The sequence below is a fragment of the Geodermatophilus sp. CPCC 206100 genome (genome assembly GCF_048569675.1).
Taxonomy (GTDB): Bacteria; Actinomycetota; Actinomycetes; order Mycobacteriales; family Geodermatophilaceae; genus Geodermatophilus.
Genome location: NZ_JAQISV010000046.1, coordinates 1 through 23847, shown reverse-complemented (window position 1 = coordinate 23847; position 23847 = coordinate 1). Strand labels below are relative to the sequence as shown.

Below are 23847 nucleotides of genomic sequence, written 5' to 3'. Positions count from 1 at the left end.
CCCTGCCGGGTCCCGCGAGCGGTGGGGGGCAGGAGGTCCTTCCTCAGCCGACCGGCAGGGGCTCCCGCACGGGGTGCCGCCGGCGGCGGCCCTCCCCCTCGCGGAACCGGCGGGTCGCCAGGACGCCGCCCACCACGCAGCCGGCGCCGAGTGACACCAGCACCGCCACGGCTGCCCGCGCGAGCAGGTCCGGGCCGTTCGACAGCACGTTCGCGGTCCACAGGACGTCGACGTCGGGCAGCCCCTGGACCAGCAGGAGCCAGCCGAGGACGACGGCCAGCAGCCCGGTCATCGCGCCCCGGCCACGGCGGGACGCGAGGAACCCGAGGACCGCGACCAGCACGGCGGTCAGGGCGGGCAGCAGCGCGGAGACGATCGCGCCGGCGTGGGAGGAGACGCTGGCCGCCGGCTCCGGCGTGGCGGCCGCGTGCCACAGCGCGGCCGCGCCGCCCACCAGCAGCAGTCCCCCCAGCGGGCGCGGGCCGCGGGCGAGCAGCCCCGCCGCGACCGCGGTCAGCGCCAGGACGGCGTAGACCGGCCACACCAGCCACGGGGAGGGCGGCGGGCTCCAGGTGAGCTCGCCGCGCACCTCGACCTCGGTGCCGCCGTGCGTCATCGGCACGATCCACTCCGAGACGACGTGGTCGCGGTCGGGGGCGGCCGCCACGGCCGGGGGCAGCACGCCCTCGGTCATCCAGTGGGTGCGGTGGTCGTGCCAGGCGTACTGCGCTTCGGTGGAGACCTGCACCCAGTCCGGCTCGGCGGTCGGCTCGGCGTGCGCGGGCAGCGCCGTCCGGCCGTAGCGGTCCAGGTTGATGTAGGTCGCCGGGCTGTTCGCGTTGCGCCAGACGCCGTCCGGACCGATCCGCAGGTACGGCTCGTCGGAGTAGCCGGGCACCTCGACGTCGGTCGCGGAGGCGTTGACCACCTCGAGCTCGTCGCCGAAGGAGAGGACCCGGACCGCGACGCCCGGCGCCGCGGGCGCCACGGCCAGCACGCGGGCGCCGAAGTCGCTGCCGGCGGCCCCGCCGCCGACGTGGGCCGACGCCGGCCCGGCGACCAGGAGGGTGGCCAGCACCCCCAGCGCGACGACGAGCAGCCGGGCGAGCCGGCGGCTCACGCGCCGGCCACCAGGGCGAGGTCGCCGGCGATGTCGCGGCTGGTGTTCCCCGCGTCGAAGGCGACGTGCGCCCGGTCGTCGGCGCCGTACAGCAGGAGCAGCGAGGAGTGCAGCCGCCCGGAGTCCTCGGCCAGCGGCACGCCGGTGGCCAGCTGGGCCTGGTCGATGGCGGCCTGGTCGCCGGTCAGCCCGACGAACCGGTTGGGCAGGTCGGCGTCGAACCGGCTGAGGTACTCGCCGAGCACCGCGGGGGTGTCGAACGCCGGGTCGGTCGTGACGAAGACCACCTGCACCGAGTCGGCGAGCGCCGGGTCCACGCCGCGGAGGGCGACCGCGACGTCGGCCATCGTCGTCGGGCAGATGTCGGGGCAGTTCGTGTAGCCGAAGAACAGCAGCGTGGGCGTGCCGGCCGTCGCGGCCCGGAAGTCGTAGGGCTGCCCGGCGGTGTCGGCGAGCGTGAACGCCGGGCGCTGGTAGGGATCGACCAGGTCGATCCCGGCGTAGCGGTCCTCGGGGCCCTCCACCGTGGCCGGGGCCGAGCCGTGGTCGTGCCCCTCGGGCTCCTCGGCGGCGGCGCCACCGCCGCAGCCGGTCAGGACGAGCCCGGTCGTGACGACCAGGGCGGCCAGCCGGCTGCGGCGGTGCGAACTCACGTGCCCACGGTACGACGGCCCGCCCGCCAGCCGAGGGCGACGCCACCGAGCCCGAGCAGCACCGCGACGATCGACAGGACCAGTGCGACGGTGCCGGTGGACGACCCCGCGTCGGCGGACTCGGTCGCCGACGCCGCGGTGTCGGTCTGCGTGGTGTCGCTGGAGACGGTGTCCCCGGACGCGCCGTCGGCGGGCTCGGCGGCACCGTCGCTGCCCGACGTCCCGCCGCCCAGCGTCAGCACCGGGGCGGGCCGCTCCGGCTCGGCCTGGCCCTCGACGGTGGGCTCGATCCAGGCCGCCTCGGTGCCGTCGCTGTAGGTCTGCACGGTCGGGAAGGTCACCTGGTCGACCTCCGGGAACGGGCCACCGGAGAGGGCGAACTCGGCGAACTCGCCCGGCCGGATGCCGCCGCCGTCAGCCGCGCGGAACTCCACGACCGACACGTAGGAGGTCACCTGCTCGCCGTGGTTCTCCAGCGGCGTCTGCAGGTCGGTGGTGGTCATCGTCACCGTCCAGCCGGGCTCGGCCTCGTAGCGCAGCGAGGCCATCGCGGCCTCCTCGGGGATGGAGACGCGCAGGGCCACGGTGCTGGCGGTGTCGCTCTCGTTGGGCACCCGGAAGGTGAGCTTGCCGAACCCCCCGGGCGCGGCGTCCCCGGAGGACACCGTCACGTGGGCGGACGCCGAGGACGCCAGCGCCACCGCGGCGGCCAGCGCCGTGAGCAGCGCCAGCACGAGGACGCCCAGCCGGGCGAGGGGGCGGGGCAGGGTCGAGGACACGGTTCTCCTGTCGGTCGGGCGGTGCTGGCGGTTCAGCGGACGGGGAAGGTGGTGCTGGCGGTGCTGGCGGTGAACTCGTCGAGGCGCACGGTGACCGCGAGGGTCCAGGTGCCGGCGCCGGGGATGGCCATGCCGTCACCGACGTAGTGACCGGGTCCGGCGGGTTCGAGGTCGACGTCGATCGGGCCGATCTCCTGCGCCGGTTCGGTGAGGGAGACCCCGATGTCGGCCGGCTGGGTGAGCTGGCCGGCGTCGTCGAAGAGGTAGACGTGCAGCGTGTTGGGCCCGGCGGTGGCGGGGTCGACCGAGATCTGCACGCTGCCCCGGGCGCCGGCGGTGGTCTCCAGCGGCACGGTGACGTCGACCGGCTGGGACACCTCGGCCCGTGCCGGCGGCGTGCCGACCAGCACCGCGGACAGCGCGAGGACGACGAGCGCGATGGCGGACTCGACCAGCACCGAGCGGCGCAGCGCGGACCGCTCGGCACCGGCGGCCTCGGCCTGGACCTCGGCGCGCGCCCCGGCCGCCGACGCGACGACCGGGTGGGCCTGCGCCGCGGGATCGTCGTCGGCACCAGAACCGGCGGCGAAGGCGTGCGCGGTGACGCGGCGACCGGCCGGGCGCGGACGGGTCACCCCGAGGTGCTGCTGGACCCACACCCGCGAGATCCCGGCCGCGGCGAGCAGCAGCAGCACCAGGCCGAGCTTGGCCACCAGGACCCAGCCGTAGGTCGTCGTCACCAGGGCGGTCGGCGAGCCCACCTCCCGCACGGCTTGGACGACGCCGGTGACCACCAGCGCGGTCACCGAGCCGGCGGCCAGCCGGGAGAAGGGCGGCAGCGCGGCGGCCAGCTCGGCGGCCGGGGCGTCCTCGCGCAGGACGCCGGCCAGCAGCCCGGCCAGGCCGCCGAGCCACACGGCCATCGCCGCGACGTGCACCGTGGCGGCGGCGACGGCCAGGGCGGGCCACGGCCCGGCGACGGGGTGCCCGACCGCTGCGGTGGCCAGCGTGAGCAGCCCACCGAGGACACCGGCCACCGCCAGCGTGTGCTGGGCCGGCGCCTCCCCCCGGCGCCAGACCGGCCGCAGCACCAGCAGGAGGGCACCGGCGAGCACCGCCCGGACCAGCAGCGTCGCGCCGTTGCCCGAGCCGGCCGTGGCGCCCAGGAGCGCGGGGTCGGCCACCGAGCGCAGGTCACTGCCGGCCGCGTACGGCCCCTGCAGCAGGAAGCTCAGCAGCGCCCCGGCGGCCACCGCGGCCAGGCCCCGGGTGACCAGCCGGTGCAGCCGCGGCGAGCGCCAGCCCGCCGGCCAGCCGGCCAGCAGCAGCACCGGCACGCCCAGACCCAGGGCCAGGCCGGCGTAGCCCAGCCAGCGGGCGAGCGGCAGCAGCGCGGCGACGACGGGGTCGGTGTCGGTGCCACCGGCGACGGCCCCCGCGGGGACCAGCTCGCCGTCCCCGACGACGAAGGAGAAGGCGCCCGAGATGGGGTGCGAGTCGGCCGAGACGACGCGGTAGGTCACCAGGTAGCCGTCGTCCCCGAGGTCACCGCGCAGCGGGATGACCACGTCGTCGCCCTCGACGGTCGCGGTCCCGGCGTCCACCCGCTCCCCGGCGGCGTCCAGCACGCGGGCGTAGCCGGCACCGAGCGAGACGCCCTCGGTGAAGGTGAGCGTCACCTGCTCGGGGGCCTGCTCCAGCCGCGCCCCCTCCCCCGGGTCGGTGCTGACCAGCTCGGCGTGGGCGGCGGCGGGCGAGGCCGTGCCCACGCCGGCGACGAGCCAGGCGCCGAGCAGGACCAGCACCACCAGCCACGCCGGACGGCGGCGCGTCATGCCGGCACCCGCTCGCGCGCGACGGCGGGCACGGTCCGCCGCCGGCGGCGGCGCCACGCCACGGTGCCCACCAGGCTCACTCCCGCCAGCAGCAGCAGGTGGGTGACCGCGCGGTCGGCGTGCACGTGCCCGGCCTGCAGGTCGGTGACCGTGGTCACGGTCAGCAGGACGGCGAACGTGCCGAGGAACGGCATCGCGCCGGCGGCCAGGCGGGGCGCCGCCGCGACGGCGAGGAACGCGGCCGCGACGCCGAGGCTCCACGCACCGGTCTCGTGGGCCATGTGCACCGGCGCGCTCATGGCGGCCGCGCCGGTGCTCAGCGCGGGCCAGGCGAACCCGGCCTGCGCCACCGCCACGGCCAGCAGGGCCAGCCGCAGCGCCGAGGCGGTCAGCCGGGCTCGCGCAGCCACGGCGGCACCGGGCAGCTCCCGCGGCAGCGCGCCCAGGACGGCGGCGGTGAGGTCGGGCACCGCCGGGGCCGGGGCGAGACGGGCGCGCCGGGTGACCAGCGCCGCCGCCCGCTCCCAGGACGCGCACGCGGCGCAGGTGGCCAGGTGCTCGTCGAGGTCGGCGGCGGGCATCCCGGGCGACTCACCGTCGAGTCGCGCGGACAACGCCTCGCGGTAAGGGGTGCACTGCATGATGGGGTAGTCGTCGCGCAGGCCCGTCTGGTTCCCTCCCCCTCTTCGGTGAGGTCCCCCACATTCGGTATCGGCGCGGGCGGTGGATGCCGGGAGGATGGGCGCGTGGAGGAACTCGAGCGGCTGGCCGCGGTCGCCGTCGACGGCGACCCGCTCGCCGCGGCGGCCCTCGTGCGTGCCACGCAGACCGACGTGTGGCGGCTGTGCGCCGCGCTCGGTGACCGCCAGTCCGCCGACGACCTCACCCAGGAGACCTACCTGCGGGCCTTCGGCGCCCTGCACCGCTTCGAGGGCCGGTCCTCGCTGCGCACCTGGCTGCTGTCCATCGCGCGGCGGGTGTGCGCCGACGCCGTCCGCTCCCGGAAGCGCCGGCGGCTGACCCTGGTGCGGGACGACGCCGACCTGGAGTCCCTCGACCGCTCCGACGTCGCCGACCGGGTCGGCGAGGGTGCGGTCGTCACCGACCTGCTCGACCGCCTGGCACCCGACCGGCGCGAGGCCTTCGTGCTGACCCAGCTGCTCGGCCTGCCCTACGCGGAGGCCGCGGAGGTCGCCGGCTGCCCGGTCGGCACGATCCGCTCCCGGGTGGCCCGGGCCCGCGCCGACCTCGTGGACGCCCTGGCGGACGAGGGAGCCGACGCAGCGAACGGGTGACGCCGGGGTGAAGGGCCGGTGAACGGGCACCTAAGCTGCCCGACGGCCGTACGACCGCTGAGGCGGCGGGCGACCGGAGCCCACCACCCGAACCGGAGCCACGCGTGCCCTTCAGCCTGACGCCCAAGGACTCGAGCTTCTACCCGCTGTTCACCGCCTCGGCGCAGAACCTGGTGGCGGCCACGGACGTGCTCGGCGAGTTCATCCACGACCACGCCCGGCGCGCCGAGCTGGCCGAGAAGCTCCGCGAGCTGGAGCACGTCGGTGACCAGTCCACCCACGCGATCTTCCGGCAGCTGAACTCCAGCTTCGTGACGCCGTTCGACCGCGAGGACATCTACAACCTGGCCAGCGACCTCGACGACGTCATGGACTTCGTGGAGGCGGCCGCGGACCTGGTGATCCTCACCGGCCTGGGCACCCTGCCGGCCGAGATGAGCCAGCAGGCGGCCCTGCTCCAGCGGGCCGCGCAGACCACCGCCGAGGCGATGCCGCGGCTGCGCACGCTCAAGGACCTCTCCGACTACTGGATCGAGGTCAACCGCATCGAGAACGAGGCCGACAAGCTCTACCGGCGGCTGCTGTCCCGGCTCTACAGCGGCGAGTTCGACGCGCTGGAGATCCTCAAGCTCAAGGAGGTGGCCGACCAGCTCGAGGAGGCCGCCGACGCCTTCGAGCACGTCGCCAACGTCGTCGAGACGATCACCGTCAAGGAGTCCTGACCCGGCATGGACGCGGCTTTCGTCGCCCTGATCGTCATCGTCCTGGTCGCCCTCGCCTTCGACTACACCAACGGTTTCCACGACGCGGCCAACGCGATCGCCGTGGCGGTCTCCACCAAGGCGCTCACCCCGCGGGTGGCCCTCGCCCTGGCCGCCGTCATGAACCTCGTGGGTGCCCTGCTGTCCACCGAGGTGGCCAAGACGGTCGGCGCGGGGATCATCGACCCGCCCCAGGGGTCCGGCGGGCTCGAGATCGTGTTCGCCGCCCTCATCGGCGCCATCGCCTGGAACCTCATCACCTGGTGGTTCGGGCTGCCCTCGTCGTCGTCGCACGCGCTCATCGGCGGCCTGGTCGGCGCCGCGGTCGCCGCCTCCCACACGGTCCAGTGGACGGGCGTGTTCGAGAAGGTCATCGTGCCGATGGTCGTCTCCCCGCTGGTCGGGTTCGGCCTGGGGTACCTGTTCATGCTGGCGATCCTGTGGACCTTCCGCGGCGCCAACGTCTCCCGCGCCAACCGCGGCTTCCGCTACGCGCAGATCGTGAGCTCCGCGACGATGGCGCTGGGCCACGGCCTGCAGGACGCCCAGAAGACCATGGGCGTCATCACCCTGGCCCTGTTCACCGCCGGGGAGATCGACGACTTCACCGTCCCGCTGTGGGTCGTCCTCGCCGCCGCCCTCGCCCTGAGCGCCGGGACCTACGCCGGCGGCTTCCGCATCATGCGCACGTTGGGCCGCCGGATCATCCAGCTCACCCCGGCCGGCGGCTTCGCGGCCCAGACGGTGGCCTCCAGCGTCATGGTGACCACGGCGACCGTCTTCGCCGTCCCCGTGTCGACGACGCACATCACGACCACGTCGATCATGGGCGTGGGCTCCACCCGCCGGCTGTCCGCGGTGCGCTGGGGCGTCGCAGGGAACATCGTCATGGCCTGGGTGGTCACCCTGCCGGCGGCCGCGGCGGTCGCCGCCGCCATCTACTTCCTCACCCACGTCACCATCGGCTGAGCGGTGACGACCGGCAGTCCGCCCGCGCCGCCGGTCGCCCTGGGGACGGCGCGCAGCCGGTGGCTGCTGCTGGCCACCGTGCTCGCCTCGGGGATGGCCTTCCTCGACGCCACGGCGGTCAACGTCGCGCTGCCGGCCATCGGGGCGGACCTCGACGCCTCCCTCGCGGCGCTGCAGTGGACCGTCACGGGGTACACGCTGGCGCTCGCGGCGCTGGTGCTGCTGGGAGGCTCGCTCGGCGACCGGCACGGACGGCGCCGCGTCTTCCTGCTGGGCGTCGGCTGGTTCGCCGCCGCCTCCCTCGTCTGCGGGATCGCCGCGACGCCGGGCCAGCTCGTGGCGGCGCGGGTGCTGCAGGGGGTCGGCGCCGCCCTCCTGACCCCGGGCAGCCTGTCGCTCATCCAGGCCTCGTTCCGCCCGGCCGACCGGGGACGGGCGATCGGGCTGTGGTCGGCCTTCGCCGGCATCGCCGGCCTGGTGGGGCCCTTCCTCGGGGGCGTCCTGGTCGACGCGGGCTCGTGGCGGCTGGTGTTCCTGCTCAACGTCCCTTTGGCGGTGCTGGTGCTCGCAGTGGCCGGGCGGCAGGTGCCGGAGAGCCGCGCGGGCGGGCCCGCGGGCCGGTTCGACGTCCTGGGTGCGGTTCTGGGCGCGCTCGCCCTCGGAGCCGTCACCTACGCGCTCATCACCGCCGGCGAGGACCCGGTGCGGGCCGACGTCCTCGCCGCCGCCGTCGCGGGTCTGCTGGCCGGCGTGGGCTTCGTGCTGCACGAGCGGCGGACGTCCCACCCGCTGCTGCCCCCGGGCCTGTTCGCCCGGCGGGCGTTCACCGGGGCGAACCTGGCGACGTTCGCCGTCTACGCCGGTCTCGGCGGCTCGTCGCTGTTCCTGGTCCTGCAGCTGCAGACCGTCCTCGGCTACGACGCGACCGCCGCCGGCGCCGCTCTGCTGCCGTCGATCGCGCTGGTCACGCTGCTCTCCCCGACCGCCGGGGCGCTGGCCACGCGGGTCGGCCCGCGGCTGCCCATGACGGTCGGGCCACTGCTCACCGCGGCGGGCACGCTGTACCTGGCCGGGGCGGACGCCGGGACCCCCTACCTCGCCGGGATCCTGCCCGGATCCCTGCTGCAGGGGCTGGGCATGGCGACGACGGTCGCGCCGCTGACGGCCACGGTCCTCGCCGCGGCCCCCGACGAGCTGACGGGCGTGGCCAGCGGCGTGAACAACACGGTCGCCCGGGCCGCCCAGCTGCTCGCCGTCGCGACGCTGCCGGTCGCCGTCGGCCTCACCGGCGCCGACTACGCCCGGCCGGAGGTGTTCGGCGCCGGGTACCCGGTCGCGATGACCGTCTGCGCCGCGCTGTTCGTCCTCGGGGGTGCGGCGTCCTGGGCGCTGGTCCGTGGCGACGTCCTCCGGGCGTGATCCCGGAGGGTGGGAACCCATTGACGTCTATCTGCATCGATCTGGTAGACATACCGTCGTGGCGGCGACGACGGTGCTCCTGGTGGGGCGGATCCACGTCGACCTGCTGCGCGTCTGCACCGCCTGCTGTCCGGGCTGCTGACCCCTGCGCCTGAGCGCGCCCCTCCCCCCCCGTTCCTCCCGTGCAGTGCGCGCACGTGCCGCGCCGCCCCCACTCCCCGGATCCGGAGTCCCAGTCCCGTGAAGACCCTCACCCTGCTCGCCCTCGTGGGCCTCGGTGCCCAGTTGGTGGACGGCAGCCTCGGCATGGCCTACGGCGTCACGTCGACCACCCTGCTGCTCGCCATCGGCACCAACCCGGCCGCCGCCTCGGCCACCGTGCACCTCGCCGAGATCGGCACGACGCTGGCGTCGGGCCTCTCGCACTGGAAGTTCGGCAACGTCGACTGGAAGGTCGTCGCCAAGATCGGCCTCCCGGGCGCCATCGGCGCGTTCCTCGGGGCGACCGTGCTCTCCAGCCTGTCGACCGAGGTCGCCGCCCCGGTCATGTCGCTGATCCTGCTGGCGCTCGGCGTCTACCTGCTGGTCCGCTTCACCCTGCGCGGGGTCGACCGGCGCCACCTGGGCAAGCCGATGCGCAAGCGCTTCCTGGGCCCGCTGGGCCTGGTCGCCGGCTTCATCGACGCCACCGGCGGCGGCGGCTGGGGGCCGGTGGGCACCCCGGCGATCCTGGCCAGCGGCCGGATGGAGCCCCGCAAGGTCATCGGCTCGATCGACACCTCCGAGTTCCTCGTCGCGCTGGCCGCCAGCCTCGGCTTCCTGCTCGCGCTCGGCTCCCAGGGCATCGACGCCGCCTGGGTGCTCGCCCTGCTCGTCGGTGGCCTGATCGCCGCACCCATCGCCGCCTGGCTGGTCCGGCACGTGCCGCCGCGGATGCTCGGCTCGCTGGTCGGCGGGATGATCGTGCTGACCAACACCCGGACCCTGCTGCGCAGCGACTGGATCGACGCCGCCGACCCCGTCCGCTACGGGGTGTACGCCGCGCTCACCGCGATCTGGGTCACGGCCGTCGTGCACTCGTTCCGCGAGTACCGCAAGGACCGCGCCCTGGAGTCCGCCGACGCCCTCGCCGCGGAGACCCGGGAGCGCCGCCGCGCCGACGTCCCCGCGGCCGGCTGAGGTCACCGGGCGGCGAGCAGCGACTTCTCCAGGTCTGCCGCGACCACGGAACGGGAAGGGTGGTCCCGCCTCGGCTCCTGGCCCCCTGCAGGGTCCGCCCCGTCCCTAGACCGCCCGGGTATAGGGCAGCCCGGGCACCTGGGGCAGGGGCATGGAGCGGGCCGCCGCCATCACCATCTGCGGCGACCGGGGCAGGCCGCGGCGGGTGCACAGGCGCAGCGCCCGGGCGCCGGTGATGACGTCGGTCTCGGGCGGGACGACGAGCAGGTCCGCCCGCCGGGTGCCGCCGTCCCACGTCAGGCAGACGACGCCCGGGTCCATGCTGCGGAACCCGCCGGTGCGCACCACGCGGCCGCCGACGACCACCTTGCGGGGCGCCGGCGACCACGCGTCCAGCGGATAGGTGAACCGCTCGACCCGCAGGCCGCGCTTGTCCAGCGCCGCCACCAGCTCGGGCAGCTCCACCGCGAGGTCCCGGCCGCGCGGGAACCAGGCACCGTCGAAGGCCTGCTCACCGGACCCCGCGTCGCTGTGCAGGCTCAGCCGGACGTCGATCCCGCCCCGGTGTCCCTCGGCCGCCAGCGTCTGCAGGGTGGTCCTCATCAGCGTCGCGCCTCTCCTCGTCAGCCCCTGGGCCGTCACACACTCGCCCGAGGAGAACGTACGAGGCGGCCCGGGCGCGTCCCCGGGACCGGCCGACGGGCGGGTCGCCGTCCTCCGGCCGGTCGTCACCACTGGTCACCCGACGATCACGACGACCGCCGGCCGGTCCCGGGTCGCTCAGGAGGAGAGCTCGAACACCGTGGTGCTGTCGTAGACCTCGCCCGGGCGCAGCACCGTGGACGGGAACTCCGGCTGGTTCGGGGAGTCGGGGAAGTGCTGGGTCTCCAGCGCCAGGCCGTCGCCCTGCCGGTAGACCCCGCCGCCGGTGCCGACGAGGGTGCCGTCGAGGAAGTTGCCCGAGTAGAACTGGATGCCGGGCTCGGTCGTCGAGATGGTCAGCGTCCGGCCGCTGGACGGGTCGTGCAGCACGGCCGCCTCCTCGAGCGCGTCCTCGCTGTCGGAGCCCTCCCGCGCCCCGTCGTCCTCGCGGTCGAGGACCCAGTTGTGGTCGTAGCCCTGCCCGAACAGGATCTGCTGGTCGGCGACGCGGATGCGGGCGCCGATCGCGGTGGGCTCGCGGAAGTCGAACGGCGTCCCCTCCACCGGCGCGATCTCGCCCGTGGGGATCAGCGTCTCGCCGACCGGGGTGAACCCGCTCGCGTTCAGTTGCAGCTCGTGGTCGTAGACGTCGCCCGAGCCCTCACCGGCCAGGTTCCAGTAGGTGTGCTGGGTGAGGTTGACGACGGTGGGCGCGTCGGTCGTGGCCTCGTAGTGGACGGTCAGCCGGCCCTCGTCGTCGAGGCTGTAGGTGACGGTCGTGGTCAGGGTGCCGGGGAAGCCCTGGTCCCCGTCGGGGCTGACCAGCCGCAGCCGCAGGGCGGCGACGTCGTCGTCCCCCACCGGCGCGGCCTCCCACACGCGGTCGTCGAAGCCCTCGGGGCCGCCGTGCAGGGTGTTCGGACCGTCGTTGAGCGGCAACTGGTAGGTGTTCCCGTCGATGGCGAAGGTGCCGCCGGCGATGCGGTTGCCGTAGCGGCCGATCAGCGAGCCGAAGTAGGGGTCGTCGTCGCTGACGTAACCGGCCAGGTCCGCGAACCCGAGGACGACGTTCTCCACCTCGCCGCGGGCGTCGGGTACCTCCAGCGTCTGGATGACCCCGCCGTAGGTGAGCACGCGGACGGTGACGTCGCCGTTGGCCAGCGTCCACCGCTCGACCGCGGTGCCGCCGGGCGTGGTCCCGAAGGGCTCGACGGTCGTGCTCGCCACGTCCTCGCTGGCCGCGCCCGCCGGGGACGCGAGCGCGCCGGCGAGCAGGCCGGCGCCGGCGACGGCGATCAGCGCGCGGCGGCGGCGCCGTCCTCGGGGCGGCGTGGTGGCGGGGCGGGGATCCGGGCGTCCAGGCATGGGGGCTCCGATGTCCGTGGCGGTCCACCGGCGTCGTCGCGCGGTGGCGGGGGCACCAGCGGGAACGGGGAACGGGCGGATGCCCCGAGAAGCGGTCCTAGGACGACCAGCAACCTAGGGAGGCGGCCCGACGGGTGTCAACCGGAGCCCGGGAACGCCGGAGGGCCCCGTCCGGACGTCCGGACGGGGCCCTCGTCGGCCCGACGGCCCCGTCCAGGGCACCGCCGCGAGCGTGCGAGCGGTGGGGAGGACGGGGTCCTCTCTCACACCTTGGGCTTGCGGTTCTTGGCCTTGCCGCGCTCGGTCTGGTCGAGGACGACCTTGCGGATGCGCACCGTCGCCGGGGTGACCTCGACGCACTCGTCCTCGGCGCAGAACTCCAGCGCCTGCTCCAGGTTGAGGATGCGCGGCGGGATCAGCCGCTCCAGCTCCTCGGAGGTGGACTTGCGCATGTTGGTGAGCTTCTTTTCCTTGGTGATGTTCACGTCCATGTCGTCCGGACGGGAGTTCTCACCGACGATCATGCCCTCGTAGACGTCGGTGCCCGGCTGGACCATGAGCTGGCCGCGCTCCTGCAGCGAGAACATCGAGTACGTCGTCGCCACGCCCTGGCGGTCGGCGACCAGCGAGCCGGTGGGCCGGGCGCGCATGTCGCCCAGCCACGGCTCGTAGCCCTCGAGGTTGTGGTTGAGGACGCCGGTGCCGCGGGTCTCGGTGAGGAACTCGGTGCGGAACCCGATGAGGCCGCGAGAGGGGACGATGTACTCCATCCGCGCCCAGCCGGTGTCGTGGTGCACCAGGTTCTCCAGGCGCCCGCGGCGGACCGCCAGGGCCTGGGTGAGGGTGCCGACGTAGTCGCCGGGCGTGTCGATGGTGACCCGCTCGACCGGCTCGTGCAGCTTGCCGTCGATGGTCTTGGTGACGACGGTCGGGCGACCGACGGTGAGCTCGAACTCCTCCCGCCGGAGCTGCTCGACGAGGATCGCCAGCGCGAGCTCGCCGCGGCCCTGCATCTCCCAGGTGTCGGGGCGCTCGGTGGGCAGCATCCGCACCGAGACGTTGCCGACCAGCTCCTGGTCGAGCCGGTTCTTGATCAGCCGGGCGGTGAGCTTCTTGCCCGACTTGCCCGACAGCGGCGAGGTGTTGATCCCGATGGTGATGGAGATCGACGGCTCGTCGACGGTCAGCGGCGGCAGCGGGCGCGGGTCGTTCGGGTCGGCGAGGGTGTCGCCGATCATGATGTCCTCGATGCCGGCGATGGCGACGAGCTCGCCGGGGCCGGCGCTCTCGGCCGGGGTCCGGGTGAGCCCCTCGGTGACCAGCAGCTCGGTGATCTTGACGTTCTTGATGGTGCCGTCGGTCCGGCACCAGGCGACCTGCTGGCCGCTCTTCATCGTCCCGGAGTGGATGCGCAGCAGCGCCAGCCGGCCGAGGTAGGGCGAGGCGTCGAGGTTGGTGACCTGCGCCCGCAGCGGCTCCTCGGCGTCGTAGACCGGCGCCGGGATGGTGTCGAGCAGCGTCTTCACCAGCGGTGACAGGTCGGGGCTGTCGGGGCTGGTGCCGTCGGCCGGCCGGGTGAGCGAGGCCTGCCCGGTCTTGCCGTTGCTGTAGACGATCGGGAAGTCGAGGTTGTCGACGTCCATGCCGGAGTCCTCGAGCAGCTCCATGAAGAGCTCGTAGGTCTCGTCGACGACCTCGCCGATGCGGGCGTCGGAGCGGTCGGTCTTGTTGACCACGAGGATGACCGGCATCCCCTTGCCCAGCGCCTTGCGCAGCACGAAGCGGGTCTGCGGCAGCGGACCCTCGGAGGCGTCCACCAGCAGGACGACGCCGTCCACCATCGACAGGCCGCGCTCGACCTCGCCACCGAAGTCGGCGTGGCCGGGGGTGTCGACGATGTTGACGACGACGGGGTTGCCGTTCTCGTCGGCCAGGTGGATGGCGGTGTTCTTGGCGAGGATGGTGATGCCGCGCTCGCGCTCGAGGTCCATCGAGTCCATGACGCGGTCCTGCGTGGAGTCGTTGTCGGTGCCCTCACCCTTGGCCCGACCGAGTGCGCCGGCCTGGCGGAGGAGGGCGTCGACCAGGGTGGTCTTGCCGTGGTCGACGTGGGCGATGATGGCCACGTTGCGCAGGTCGTCACGGGTGGGCATGCGAGAGGCACCTCAGGAGTTCGGGGACCCGCGGCGGCTGCGCTCGCGGTGTCAGGTGTAACGGCCGCCGGCCCGGCGACCTTCCCAGCCTAAGCGCTCAGCGCTCCGCGAGGTCGGCCCGCGGGCGGTCGGCCACCGCGAACGTTCCCCCGGCGGCGGCGATCGTGACCAGACTCACCGCCAGCCAGGCCGCCATGCCCACCCCGAGGGCGAGCACGTGGGCCAGCACGAACGCGCCGACGTAGAGCGCGCCGAGGCCCAGGGCCACCGCCCAGCCGCGCCGCTGCACCCACAACCAGGCCGCCGCCAGCCCGCCGAGGGCGAAGACGGCGCCGCCCAGCGCCCGGACGCCGGTGCCCTGCGCGATCCCGAAGCCGGCCGCGAGCCCGACGGCGACGAGGAGGGCGGACGGGACGTGGGTGCGGACACGGGGCAGCGCGGACGTCGTCATGCCCCGAGTGTCCCCTCGCCTGCCCGGCCGCTCAGTTCCCGGGCGGCGCCCACGGCGCGATGCCCCACGCGCCGCCGTCGGCGATGTCGAACGGCGCCCCGGGCGGGCCGCCGACCACCCCCGCCGTCCCCGGCTCGGCCGACGGGTCGAGGGCCACGGTCACCGACTGAGGCGTCGCAGCGTCCGCCCAGCCCGCGTACGTCCGCCAGGTCAGCAACGCCAGCGCCGTGCCGCCGGGGGCGATGCCGACCCGCTCGGTGCTCGGCGGCCCCCCGGTCGGGCTCCGGCCCGGCTCGACGGTCAGCGACAGCGGCCGCCCGCCCTGCAGCAGCGTCACCACGGGCACGCCCTGGACCCAGCACGGGACGTCGCCGGTGTTGCGCGCCTGCACGCTCGCGGCCCGGGCACCCAGCGCGGCGTCGAAGCCGACCACCGTGTAGTCGAGCTGATCCTGCGCGCACCGGACGTCGGCCTCGACCGACGGCGGGGCGGGCGTCTCCGGCGCGGGCGGCAGCGGAACGGGGGACGGCAGGGGCGCGGGCGTCGTCGGCGGGGCGCCGGCCACCGGGTCCTCCGGCAGGGGTGGGTCGTCCGCCCCCAGCACCCCGACGCCGAGCCGCAGCAGGACTCCCCCGCCGCCGAGGACGAGGAACGCACACAGGGCGAGGGCGGCGACGGCGGCGCCGCGGCGGGCCGGGGCACCCCTCCTCGAGGCGCCGCCCGGTCCGGCGGGCATCCAGCGGGCGACCGCGACCCCGAGCGCGACCAGCACGCCGACGCCGGCCGCGAGGGTCGACCAGTCCCCGAGCTGCACCCGGCCCGCGCCGAGGGCGGCCAGCACGAGGCCCGTGGTCGCGGCGCCGACCAGCAGCCCGGTGAGCGCGGCGCGGCGCGGTGACGTCGCCGGCGCACCGAGCCGGGTGTCGAGGAGCGCGAGCAGGCCGGCCTGCGCCAGCCAGGCGCCGAGCACCACGGCCGGCGCCGCGTGCGCGCCGAGGAGCAGCGCGAACAGCGCGGGCAGGCTGCCGCCGAGGCACAGCAGCGCCGCGGCCGCGCCGGCGGCGGCCGCGTGCAGCGGCACGGGCAGCGAGCGGACCGGCGCGGTGGCGCGCACCGCCGGCAGCAGCACCACGGTGAGCGCGGTCGCGGCGAGGACCAGGCCGCCGCCGACCGCGACCCAGACCCACAGGTGGGCCAGCGCGGCCTCGGCGTCGGCCGGCGAGCAGGCGCCGGACAGCCGGCGCGAGCAGGGCGGGCCGTCGTCCGGGTCGAACCAACCGGGCCGGTACCAGGCGCTGCGCCACGTGGCGCCCGCGAGGAGGATCCAGCCGAGGACGCCGGCGATCCTGGCGCAGCGCCGCAGGACCCGCTCGCGACCCGCCACGCCACCTCCTCCGGTACCCGACCGGGCCGGATACTGCCGGACGCGCGCCGACGGCGGACCGCGGACACGACGAGGGCCCCGGGCGGATCGCCCGGGGCCCTCGGCCGAGTCGGATCAGGCGGTGCGGAGCACGGCCTCGATCTCGAGCTCGACGGTGATCTTGTCGCCGACGACGACGCCGCCGCCGTCCATGGGCATCTTGATGTCGACGCCGAAGTCGTTGCGGTTGATCTCGGTGCGGGCCGAGAAGCCGGCGCGGGTGCCGCCGTAGGCGTCGGGGCCGAAGCCGTTCAGCTCGAGGGCCAGGGTGACCGGCTTGCTGCGGCCCTTGATGCTCAGGTCGCCCTCGACGAACCAGTCGGCGCCGTCGGTGCGGACCGAGGTGGAGCGGAAGGTCATCTGCGGGTGGTTGTCGACGTCGAAGAAGTCGGCGGAGCGGATGTGCGCGTCGCGCTGCTCCTGCCGGGTGTCGATCGAACCGAGGTCGATGGTGGCGGTGACGGTCGACCGGGCCGGGTCCTCGGCGGTGACGATCTCGCCGGAGAAGTCGCGGAAGTAGCCGCGGACCTTGCTGACCATCATGTGGCGGACGGAGAACCCGACCGTCGAGTGGCTGGCGTCGATGTCCCAGGTGCCGACGACGTACCCGGGGATCTGCGTGACGGTGCTGGTCATGTTCATCTCCAAGTGATTGAGCGTTTGATCTTCTGCTCGACCACAGCATAGTTGAGGGCTCATCTATTCCGCTAGTACTCTGGCGGCATGAGCACGCACGTGTCCCCCGGGTCGGATGCCGGGCAGCCGGTCGGCCCGGTCGGTGAGCCGCGCTGGCTCTGCGCCGACGAGCAGCAGGCCTGGCGGGCGTGGCTCTACAGCACACTGCTCCTCCAGGACCGGCTGGACCGCGAGCTCACCCACGCCACCGGCATCTCCCACGCCTACTACGAGATCCTGGTGAACCTCTCCGAGGTCCCCGAACGCCGACTGCGGATGAGCGAGCTCGCCGACCGGTGCCTGTCCTCGCGCAGCCGGCTGTCGCACGCGGTCTCCCGGCTGGAGGAGCGGGGCTGGGTGCGCCGGCAGGTGTGTCCCGACGACGGCCGCGGACAGCTCGCCGTCCTGACCGACGAGGGCTTCGCCGCGCTGGAGGCCGCAGCGCCGGTACACGTGGAGAGCGTGCGCACCCACCTGTTCGACCAGCTCTCCCCCGAGCAGGTGGAGGCGATGCGCGACCTCGGCGAGACGCTGCTGCGCCACCTCGACCCGCACTGAGCGCCGCCGCGCTCCGACCCGGGTCGGACGCGCGGATCGTCCCCCGGGTGGACGACGCCGCGCGCACCGCTGCCTAGGGTCGTCGCGATGGACGGCCGCCCACCCCTCGTGCGCCTGGAGACGCGGCTGCGCGAGCACCCGCTGGGCGTGGACGCCGGGATCGCGGCGGTCCTGTTCCTGCTGACCGTCCTGCTCCCGTTCGAGACCTACTGGCCGGGCGCGGCCACGGCGTTCGTCATCGGCGTGCTGCTCACCGCCCCGCTGGCCTGGCGTCGCCGGCGGCCGGTGCGGGCGGCCGCGGTGGTCGTGGCCGCCGGGCTGCTGGAGCTCGCGGTCGTCGAGACCTTCTTGGTGGCCAACGTCGCGGCGCTGGTGATGGTGCACGCCCTCGCCGCCTACGCCCCCCGCTGGGCCGGCCGCGCCGGGCTGGCGCTCGGGCTGCTGGGCGCGCTGCTCGCCGGGCTGCGCTACTTCTCCTCCGGCGCCAGCGACGCGCTGCTCCCCAGCACCGCGTCGATCGCCGTCGCGGTGGTCGCCGCCTGGGCGCTGGGCGACCTGCGCCGCGCCCGCGTGCGCCGGCTGGCCGACCTGCAGGAGCGCGCCCGGCTGCTGGAGCTCGAGCGCGAGCAGGAGATGCGGCTGGCCGCCACCGCCGAGCGTGCCCGCATCGCCCGGGAGATGCACGACGTCGTCGCCCACTCCCTCTCGGTGGTGATCGCGCAGGCCGACGGCGGCCGCTACGCCGGGCGCGCCGACCCCGCCGCCGCCACCGAGGCGCTCGAGGCGATCGCCGCCACCGGCCGCCAGGCGCTCGCCGACATGCGCGGCCTGCTGGGGGTGCTCCGGCAGGACGGCGGTGAGGAGTACGCCCCGCAGCCGGACGTCGCCGCGATCCCCGGCCTGGTCGACGACGTGCGGACCAGCGGCCTGGACGTCGACCTGCTGGTGGAGGGCGCCGCCCGGGACCTGCCGGCCGGCCCGCAGCTGGCCGCCTACCGGATCGTCCAGGAGTCGCTGACCAACGTGCTCAAGCACGCCGGCCCCGCCGGCCGCGCCTGGGTGCGGCTGCACTGGCGGCCCGACGCGCTGGAGCTGTCGGTGCTCGACGACGGCCGCGGGGCGTCGGCGGCGATGGTGGAGGGCGACGGCGCCGGCCAGGGGCTGCTGGGCATGCACGAGCGCGCCCGGCTGCACGGCGGCCGCCTGGACGCCGCCCCCCGCCCGGGCGGCGGTTTCGGGGTGCACGCCGTCCTCCCCTACCCTGCGCCGCGATGACGACGGCGAGCGAGCGCGGTCTCGGGTCCGCGGCGACGACCGAGCCGATCCGCGTCGTCCTCGTCGACGACCAGCAGATGGTCCGGGCGGGCTTCCGCATGGTCATCGACTCCCAGCCCGACCTGACCGTCGTCGGTGAGGCGGGCACCGGAGCGGACGCGGTGGCGCTCGTGGCGTCCACACCGGCCGACGTCGTGCTCATGGACGTCCGGATGCCGGGGATGGACGGGATCGAGGCCACCCGGCGGGTGACCGCGCTGCCGGCGCCGCCGCGGGTGGTGGTGCTGACCACCTTCGACCTCGACGAGTACGTCGTGGCCGCCATCGGCGCGGGGGCCAGCGGTTTCCTGCTCAAGGACGCGCCGCCGGAGGAGATGCTGGCCGCGGTCCGCACCGTGCACGCCGGGGACTCGGTGATCGCCGCCAGCTCCACCCGGCGGCTGCTGCAGCACGTCGCACCGATGCTGCGCGGGGGGCTGCCGGCGACAGCGGCCGCCGACGGGCTCGCCGACCTGACCCCCCGGGAGCGGGAGGTGCTGGTGCAGATGGCCTACGGGGCGACGAACACCGAGATCGCCGCGCAGTTCGTCGTCAGCGAGGCGACGGTGAAGACCCACGTCGGGCGGGTGCTGGCCAAGACCGGCTCGCGCGACCGGGTGCAGGCCGTCGTCCTGGCCTACCGCACCGGCCTGGTGCAGCCCAGCGACCTCCTCCGCAACGCCCCCTCCTGACCACCCGGCCCCCTGTGTCGGTTTTCGCGGAAACCGACGGACCCCGGTGGTCGGTTTTCGCGTTAACCGACGGACCCCGGTGGTCGGTTCTCGCGGGAACCGACGGACCCCGCGGTCCGACCGGGGGCGGACGGCGGGTCGGACCCGGGACCGACCCCGGGATCACCCCGCGCTCCGACGCGGAGGGCCGCTCCCGACCGGCAGCGTGGTCGACGTTCCCCGACCACTGCCCGGAGGTTGTGCCTTGTCCGCTCCCGTCCCCGTCATGACCGTCCCCGGAGAGCCCCCGTCCTCGGCCGCCGCCGTCCGCGCGGCCGGACTGACGAAGACCCACGGCTCCGGCGAGACCGCCGTGCACGCCCTCGCCGGGGTGGACGTCGACTTCGACCGCGGCGCCTTCACCGCGATCATGGGCCCGTCCGGCTCGGGCAAGTCGACCCTGATGCACTGCCTCGCCGGCCTGGACACCGCCACCAGCGGGCGGGTGTGGCTGGGCGACACCGAGATCACCAGCCTGCGCGACGACCAGCTGACCCGGCTGCGCCGCGAGCGGATCGGCTTCGTGTTCCAGGCGTTCAACCTGCTGCCCGTGCTCGACGCCCGCGAGAACATCCTGCTGCCCCTGCAGCTGGCCGGCCGCCGTCCCGACCCGGCCTGGTTCGACGCGGTCGTCTCCCGGCTCGGGCTGCGCGAGCGGCTGCGGCACCGTCCGTCGGAGCTGTCCGGCGGCCAGCAGCAGCGGGTCGCCGTCGCCCGGGCACTGCTCCCCCGCGCCGACGTCGTCTTCGCCGACGAGCCCACCGGCAACCTGGACTCCCGCGCCGGCGCCGAGGTGCTCGACCTGCTGCGCAGCAGCGTCCGGGAGACGGGACAGACCGTCGTGATGGTCACCCACGACCCGATCGCCGCCGCCTACGCCGACCGCGTGGTGCTGCTCGCCGACGGCCGCCTGGCCGGGGAGATCGAGCGGCCGACCGCCGACTCCGTCGTCTCCGCGCTCCGCGGCCTGGGGGCCTGACGTGCGCTCGGTGACCCTCGCCTCGGTCCGCGCGCACGCCGCGCGGCTGGTCGCCTCCTGCCTGGCGATCGTGCTGGCGGTGGCGTTCGTCGTCGCCACGCTCGTGCTCAACGAGACCACCCGGACCACCGTGCTCACCGCCGCCGGCGCCCAGTACGTGGGCACCGACGTCGTGGTCACCTCCGACGACGGGCGGTCGCTGGCCGGCGACGCGGCGGCGCTGGCCGCGCTCGACGGCGTGCAGGCCGTCGCTCCTGGGTGGCAGACGTCGGTCCAGGCCCTGGTGCCCGGCCGCGCCGGCCCGCAGTTCGTGGTGGTCGACACCGTCGCGGACGACCCCGCGCTGCGCTGGCAGCGCCTGACGGCCGGCTCCCTCCCAGACCGGGACGGCGAGCTCGCGGTGAGCGAACGGGTCGGCGCCCGGGTCGGTGACCAGCTGCGGGTGGTGAGCACGGCCGCCGACGGCACGGAGACGACCGCGCCGGCCACCGTGACCGCCGTCGTCGACCTGGGCGGCGACCCCGAGGCCGGGCTCTACGGCCGGGCCTGGACCACCCCGGCCCAGGCGCGGGCGTGGGGCGCGGTCGACCCCACCGAGCTGCGGGTGGCCGGCGGACCGGGCACCGACGAGGCGGCGCTGGCCACCGCCGTCGCCGCCGCGCTCGACGGGCAGGCGGTGACCGTCCGCACCGGCCCCGAGCAGGCGGAGGTCCGGGCGGCGAGCATGCTCGGCAACGCCACCGCGCTGGCCGCCGTCCTCCTGGTCTTCGGCACCGTCGCGGTGGTCGTCGCCGGGCTGGTCATCGCCAACACCTTCGCCGTCCTGCTCGCCCAGCGGACCCGCGACCTGGCGCTGCTGCGCTGCGTCGGGGCCACCGGCGCCCAGGTGCGCCGCAGCGTGCTCGGCGAGGCGGCGCTGACCGGCCTGGCCGCCTCCCTGCTCGGGGTGGGCGCGGGCATCGGGCTGGCCGGCGCCGTGTCCGCGCTGGCCCGGAGCGTCGAGTCCCCGGTGCCGCTGTCGGGGCTGTCCGTGCCGTGGACCGCCGTCGTCGCGGGCCTCGCCGTCGGCGTCCTCACCACCCTCCTGGCGGCGCTGGCCCCCGCCCGGGCCGCCACCCGGGTGGCGCCGCTGGCGGCGATGCGGCCCGTGGACGCGGCGCCGCTGCGCTCGCGGCCGGGGGTGCTGCGGCTGGCGCTGGGCCTGGTGCTGCTGCTGCCCGGGGCCGCGCTGCTGGCCCTGGGCGTCGTCGTGTCCAGCGTGTTCGTCGCGCTGCCCGGCGGCGTGGCCAGCTTCCTCGGCGTCGTGCTGCTGGCCCAGCGGGGCGTGCCGCCGGTGGTGCGCGCGGCCGGCGGCCTGGTCACCCGGGTCGGCGGCGTCCCGGCGCGGCTGGCGGCGGGCAACGCCACCCGCAACCCGCGGCGGACGGCGGCGACGGCGACCGCCCTGCTCATCGGCGTCACCCTCACCACCGCGATGGTCGTGGGCACCGCCTCGACCCGGGCGAGCGCCGACGCGAGCCTCGCCGCCGCCTACCCCGCCGACGTCGTCGTCGAGGGGCTCTCCGGGGAGCTGCCGGGGACGCTGCTGGACCGGCTCGAGGGCGTCGACGGCGTCACCCTCGGCACCGCGCTGCGCAGCGCCACGGTCACCGGCCCGGACGGCGGGGACTGGTCGGTGTACGGCGTGGACGCGGCCGGCGCCGTCCCGGTGCTGCGCTCGACCGCCGACACCCCGCTGCCGGACCCGGGCGAGGTCGTCGTCCCCGAGGCGCTGGCCGAGTCGTGGGCGGTGACCGACGGGTCGCCGGTGGACCTCACCGCCGGCGGCGGGACGCTCCCGCTGCGGGCGCAGGTGGCCGGCGCCGACTCGCCGCTGCTGGTGGACGCCGGGGACCTCGCGCGGCTGGTCCCGGACGCCGCGATCGGGCAGCTGTGGCTGCGGGTGGCCGACGGCGCCGACGAGGCCGCGGTGGTCGACGCGGTGACCGACTCGGTGGGCACCGCGGTCGCCGACGCGCAGGTCACCGGGGTGGTCGACCTCCGCCAGCAGATGAACGAGGTGCTCGACGTGCTGCTGCTGGTGGTCACCGGCCTGCTCGGCGTGGCCGTGGTCATCGCGCTGATCGGCGTCGGCAACACGCTGGCGCTCTCGGTGGTGGAGCGGCGGCAGGAGAACGGGCTGCTGCGCGCGATGGGTCTCACCCGGCGGCAGCTGCGCGGGCTGCTGGCGTGGGAGGCGGTGCTCGTCTCCGGCGTGGCCGCGGTGCTGGGCGTCGTCCTCGGCGGGGTCTACGGCGTCACCGGGACCGCCTCGGTGTTCGGGATGGCCGGCGAGGTCGTGGTGGACGTGCCGTGGCTGCAGGTGGCCGCGATCGTCGCGGTCGCGACCGTGGCGGGGCTGCTGGCCTCGGTGCTGCCCGCGCGCCGCGCCGTCCGCACCTCCCCCGCCGCCGCGCTCGCCGGCGGAGCGGGGTCGCTGGAGTGCGGGAACCGCACCCCTGCGACTCCACTCAGCGGGTGCGGGGAGCGGCCCGGCGGGTGGGCGCGGCGGTGGCGGGGTCCTCCGGCCAGGGGTGCCGCGGGTACCGCCCGCGCAGCTCGGCGCGGACGGCGGGGTAGCCGGTGGTCCAGAACCCGGCCAGGTCAGCGGTGGTCGCCACCACCCGGTTCGCCGGGGAGAGCAGCTGCAGCCGCAGCGGGCGACCGGCCACCACCGGCGCGGCCGCCCAGCCGAACACCTCCTGCACCCGCACCGAGAGCGTCGGCACCGCCGGGTCGGTGTAGTCCACCCTCACCCGCGAGCCGGTCGGGACCTCCACCCGCTCGGGCACCAGCTCGTCGAGCCGCCCGGCCAGCTGCCACGGCACGAGCGCCCGCAGCGCCGCGACGACGTCGATCCGGGTCAGGTCGGCGCGGCTGCGGGCGGCGGAGAGAGCCGGGGTGGCGGCGAGCGCGGTGCGCAGCGCGTCGTCGTCCACCGCGGGCCAGGGCTCCCCGAGACCGGCGTGCGCGGCGGCCAGCCGTTCGCGCAGCGCCGTCGCGGCCGGCGTCCAGCGCAGCAGCGCGAGCCCCTCGCGGCGCAGCCCCTCGCCGACGGCGGCGGCGACCGCGCTGGGATCGGGGTCCGGCAGCGGGCGCTCGGCGAGCACGATCGCGCCCAGCCGCTCGACGCGGGCCGCGACCACGTCGCCGTCCCGCCAGGCCACCTCCGGCCCCTCGGCCACGGCACCGACCTCCCGGGCGGTGGCCTCGTCGACCGCCACCGCCGCGCGCACCCGCGCGTCGCGCCGGCCCGGCTGCCGGTCCGCGGCGGCCACCGCCAGCCACGCCGCACCGCCCAGCGCGGTGCCCGGCGGCAGTTCCGCGCCGGTGCCGGCCGCCAGCAGGTAGGTGCGCTCGGTGCCGGGACGGCGGCGGGCCAGCCACTCGGGGTGGGCCAGGGCGACGACCAGGCCGGCGGCGACGTCGTCGGGCGGGCCGGGGTCGGCGGCGCGCGGCACGGCGCGGGCCAGCCGGGCCGCCTCCTCGCGCCAGCGCGCGGCCGCC

General features: G+C 75.8%; 23 protein-coding genes and 2 pseudogenes. 11 read left to right on the top strand and 14 right to left on the bottom strand.

Features of this window, described 5'->3' with window-relative positions:
• Nucleotides 1-43 precede the first annotated feature (43 nt).
• Genes PGN05_RS19940 through PGN05_RS19920 form a run of 5 tightly spaced genes read right to left on the bottom strand, consistent with a single transcriptional unit; the run spans nt 44 to nt 5028 of the window.
• Nucleotides 44-1120: a hypothetical protein gene (locus PGN05_RS19940; RefSeq protein ID WP_419754314.1), complete on the bottom strand. Its 1077-nt coding sequence runs from the start codon at nt 1118-1120 to the stop codon at nt 44-46.
• The gene (locus tag PGN05_RS19935; protein WP_419754313.1) at nt 1117-1773 is read right to left on the bottom strand and encodes an SCO family protein; all 657 of its coding nucleotides are present in this window, start codon (nt 1771-1773) and stop codon (nt 1117-1119) included. The genes PGN05_RS19940 and PGN05_RS19935 overlap by 4 nt, the downstream gene beginning before the upstream one ends.
• Nucleotides 1770-2552 carry a YcnI family protein gene (locus PGN05_RS19930; protein WP_419754312.1) on the bottom strand — a complete coding sequence of 261 codons (783 nt, stop codon included), beginning with the start codon at nt 2550-2552 and terminating at the stop codon, nt 1770-1772. Before PGN05_RS19930 ends, PGN05_RS19935 begins: the two co-directional genes overlap by 4 nt.
• 32 nt (nt 2553-2584) lie before the next feature.
• Nucleotides 2585-4387, bottom strand: coding sequence for a copper resistance protein CopC (locus PGN05_RS19925; RefSeq protein ID WP_419754311.1), 1803 nt, complete (start codon nt 4385-4387; stop codon nt 2585-2587).
• Nucleotides 4384-5028 (bottom strand): zf-HC2 domain-containing protein, encoded by a 645-nt coding sequence (locus PGN05_RS19920; RefSeq protein WP_419754310.1) that lies wholly within the window; start codon nt 5026-5028, stop codon nt 4384-4386. Before PGN05_RS19920 ends, PGN05_RS19925 begins: the two co-directional genes overlap by 4 nt.
• Before the next feature lie 105 nt (nt 5029-5133).
• Here PGN05_RS19920 and PGN05_RS19915 point away from each other — a divergent pair, with 105 nt between their 5' ends.
• The 5 genes from PGN05_RS19915 (at nt 5134) to PGN05_RS19895 (ending at nt 10010) form a co-directional block, all read left to right on the top strand.
• A complete protein-coding gene (locus PGN05_RS19915; protein ID WP_419754309.1) occupies nt 5134-5682 on the top strand; it encodes a sigma-70 family RNA polymerase sigma factor in 549 nt (182 codons plus the stop codon).
• Between the two features lie 104 nt (nt 5683-5786).
• Nucleotides 5787-6404 carry a DUF47 domain-containing protein gene (locus PGN05_RS19910; protein WP_419754308.1) on the top strand — a complete coding sequence of 206 codons (618 nt, stop codon included), beginning with the start codon at nt 5787-5789 and terminating at the stop codon, nt 6402-6404.
• A 6-nt stretch (nt 6405-6410) separates the two neighbouring features.
• Nucleotides 6411-7412, top strand: coding sequence for an anion permease (locus tag PGN05_RS19905; protein ID WP_419754307.1), 1002 nt, complete (start codon nt 6411-6413; stop codon nt 7410-7412).
• 3 nt (nt 7413-7415) lie between these two features.
• Nucleotides 7416-8831, top strand: a complete 1416-nt coding sequence (locus tag PGN05_RS19900) for a DHA2 family efflux MFS transporter permease subunit (protein ID WP_419754306.1) — start codon at nt 7416-7418, stop codon at nt 8829-8831.
• A 240-nt stretch (nt 8832-9071) separates the two neighbouring features.
• Entirely contained in the window at nt 9072-10010 is a 939-nt protein-coding gene (locus tag PGN05_RS19895; RefSeq protein WP_419754305.1) for a sulfite exporter TauE/SafE family protein, read from the top strand.
• 105 nt (nt 10011-10115) lie between these two features.
• Here the strand turns inward: PGN05_RS19895 and PGN05_RS19890 are convergent, their stop codons facing one another.
• From PGN05_RS19890 to PGN05_RS19865, 6 genes are all read right to left on the bottom strand, one after another.
• Complete coding sequence (locus PGN05_RS19890) at nt 10116-10613, bottom strand: DUF5994 family protein (RefSeq protein WP_419754304.1); 498 nt, start codon at nt 10611-10613, stop codon at nt 10116-10118.
• A 177-nt stretch (nt 10614-10790) separates the two neighbouring features.
• Complete coding sequence (locus PGN05_RS19885) at nt 10791-12017, bottom strand: aldose epimerase family protein (RefSeq protein ID WP_419754303.1); 1227 nt, start codon at nt 12015-12017, stop codon at nt 10791-10793.
• 263 nt (nt 12018-12280) lie between these two features.
• Nucleotides 12281-14170: a translational GTPase TypA gene (gene typA / locus PGN05_RS19880; protein ID WP_419754302.1), complete on the bottom strand. Its 1890-nt coding sequence runs from the start codon at nt 14168-14170 to the stop codon at nt 12281-12283.
• A gap of 97 nt (nt 14171-14267) precedes the next feature.
• Complete coding sequence (locus tag PGN05_RS19875; protein WP_419754301.1) at nt 14268-14621, bottom strand: hypothetical protein; 354 nt, start codon at nt 14619-14621, stop codon at nt 14268-14270.
• A 31-nt stretch (nt 14622-14652) separates the two neighbouring features.
• Complete coding sequence (locus PGN05_RS19870; protein WP_419754300.1) at nt 14653-16005, bottom strand: DUF4232 domain-containing protein; 1353 nt, start codon at nt 16003-16005, stop codon at nt 14653-14655.
• A 114-nt stretch (nt 16006-16119) separates the two neighbouring features.
• Complete coding sequence (locus PGN05_RS19865) at nt 16120-16680, bottom strand: YceI family protein (RefSeq protein ID WP_419754299.1); 561 nt, start codon at nt 16678-16680, stop codon at nt 16120-16122.
• An 87-nt stretch (nt 16681-16767) separates the two neighbouring features.
• Between PGN05_RS19865 and PGN05_RS19860 the strand changes: the two genes are divergently transcribed.
• The 5 genes and pseudogenes from PGN05_RS19860 to PGN05_RS19840 form a co-directional block, all read left to right on the top strand.
• On the top strand, nt 16768-17277 hold the full coding sequence (locus PGN05_RS19860; RefSeq protein WP_419754298.1) for a MarR family winged helix-turn-helix transcriptional regulator: 510 nt from the start codon (nt 16768-16770) through the stop codon (nt 17275-17277).
• A gap of 87 nt (nt 17278-17364) precedes the next feature.
• Nucleotides 17365-18552 carry a sensor histidine kinase gene (locus PGN05_RS19855; RefSeq protein WP_419754297.1) on the top strand — a complete coding sequence of 396 codons (1188 nt, stop codon included), beginning with the start codon at nt 17365-17367 and terminating at the stop codon, nt 18550-18552.
• Entirely contained in the window at nt 18549-19283 is a 735-nt protein-coding gene (locus PGN05_RS19850) for a response regulator (protein WP_419754296.1), read from the top strand. Before PGN05_RS19855 ends, PGN05_RS19850 begins: the two co-directional genes overlap by 4 nt.
• A 265-nt stretch (nt 19284-19548) precedes the next feature.
• The gene (locus PGN05_RS19845; protein ID WP_419754295.1) at nt 19549-20301 is read left to right on the top strand and encodes an ABC transporter ATP-binding protein; all 753 of its coding nucleotides are present in this window, start codon (nt 19549-19551) and stop codon (nt 20299-20301) included.
• A gap of 724 nt (nt 20302-21025) precedes the next feature.
• Nucleotides 21026-21364 (top strand): annotated as a pseudogene (locus tag PGN05_RS19840) (ABC transporter permease); the annotation flags it as partial.
• Between the two features lie 467 nt (nt 21365-21831).
• On the opposite strand, the gene PGN05_RS19835 reads toward PGN05_RS19840, so the two are convergent.
• Entirely contained in the window at nt 21832-22503 is a 672-nt protein-coding gene (locus PGN05_RS19835) for a hypothetical protein (RefSeq protein WP_419754294.1), read from the bottom strand.
• On the opposite strand from PGN05_RS19835, the pseudogene PGN05_RS19830 reads away from it, so the two are divergent.
• Nucleotides 22403-22687: pseudogene (locus tag PGN05_RS19830) on the top strand (FtsX-like permease family protein); the annotation flags it as partial. The gene PGN05_RS19835 and the pseudogene PGN05_RS19830 sit on opposite strands and share 101 nt — an antisense overlap.
• Here PGN05_RS19830 and PGN05_RS19825 read toward each other — a convergent pair.
• Nucleotides 22591-22797: a hypothetical protein gene (locus tag PGN05_RS19825; RefSeq protein WP_419754293.1), complete on the bottom strand. Its 207-nt coding sequence runs from the start codon at nt 22795-22797 to the stop codon at nt 22591-22593. The pseudogene PGN05_RS19830 and the gene PGN05_RS19825 overlap by 97 nt on opposite strands.
• 14 nt (nt 22798-22811) lie before the next feature.
• Nucleotides 22812-23847: ATP-dependent helicase C-terminal domain-containing protein (locus tag PGN05_RS19820; protein WP_419754292.1), on the bottom strand; the 1036-nt coding region annotated here is incomplete at its 5' end.

Excerpts from the sequence above, each read along its gene's own strand:
- PGN05_RS19905 (WP_419754307.1), top strand. The coding sequence starts at position 6,411 with ATGGACGCGGCTTTCGTCGCCCTGATCGTCATCGTCCTGGTCGCCCTC.
- PGN05_RS19860 (WP_419754298.1), top strand. The coding sequence starts at position 16,768 with ATGAGCACGCACGTGTCCCCCGGGTCGGATGCCGGGCAGCCGGTCGGC.
- PGN05_RS19865 (WP_419754299.1), bottom strand. The coding sequence starts at position 16,680 with ATGACCAGCACCGTCACGCAGATCCCCGGGTACGTCGTCGGCACCTGG.
- PGN05_RS19890 (WP_419754304.1), bottom strand. The coding sequence starts at position 10,613 with ATGAGGACCACCCTGCAGACGCTGGCGGCCGAGGGACACCGGGGCGGG.
- PGN05_RS19875 (WP_419754301.1), bottom strand. The coding sequence starts at position 14,621 with ATGACGACGTCCGCGCTGCCCCGTGTCCGCACCCACGTCCCGTCCGCC.
- typA (WP_419754302.1), bottom strand. The coding sequence starts at position 14,170 with ATGCCCACCCGTGACGACCTGCGCAACGTGGCCATCATCGCCCACGTC.
- PGN05_RS19885 (WP_419754303.1), bottom strand. The coding sequence starts at position 12,017 with ATGCCTGGACGCCCGGATCCCCGCCCCGCCACCACGCCGCCCCGAGGA.
- PGN05_RS19845 (WP_419754295.1), top strand. The coding sequence starts at position 19,549 with ATGACCGTCCCCGGAGAGCCCCCGTCCTCGGCCGCCGCCGTCCGCGCG.
- PGN05_RS19850 (WP_419754296.1), top strand. The coding sequence starts at position 18,549 with ATGACGACGGCGAGCGAGCGCGGTCTCGGGTCCGCGGCGACGACCGAG.
- PGN05_RS19855 (WP_419754297.1), top strand. The coding sequence starts at position 17,365 with ATGGACGGCCGCCCACCCCTCGTGCGCCTGGAGACGCGGCTGCGCGAG.
- PGN05_RS19925 (WP_419754311.1), bottom strand. The coding sequence starts at position 4,387 with ATGACGCGCCGCCGTCCGGCGTGGCTGGTGGTGCTGGTCCTGCTCGGC.
- PGN05_RS19920 (WP_419754310.1), bottom strand. The coding sequence starts at position 5,028 with ATGCAGTGCACCCCTTACCGCGAGGCGTTGTCCGCGCGACTCGACGGT.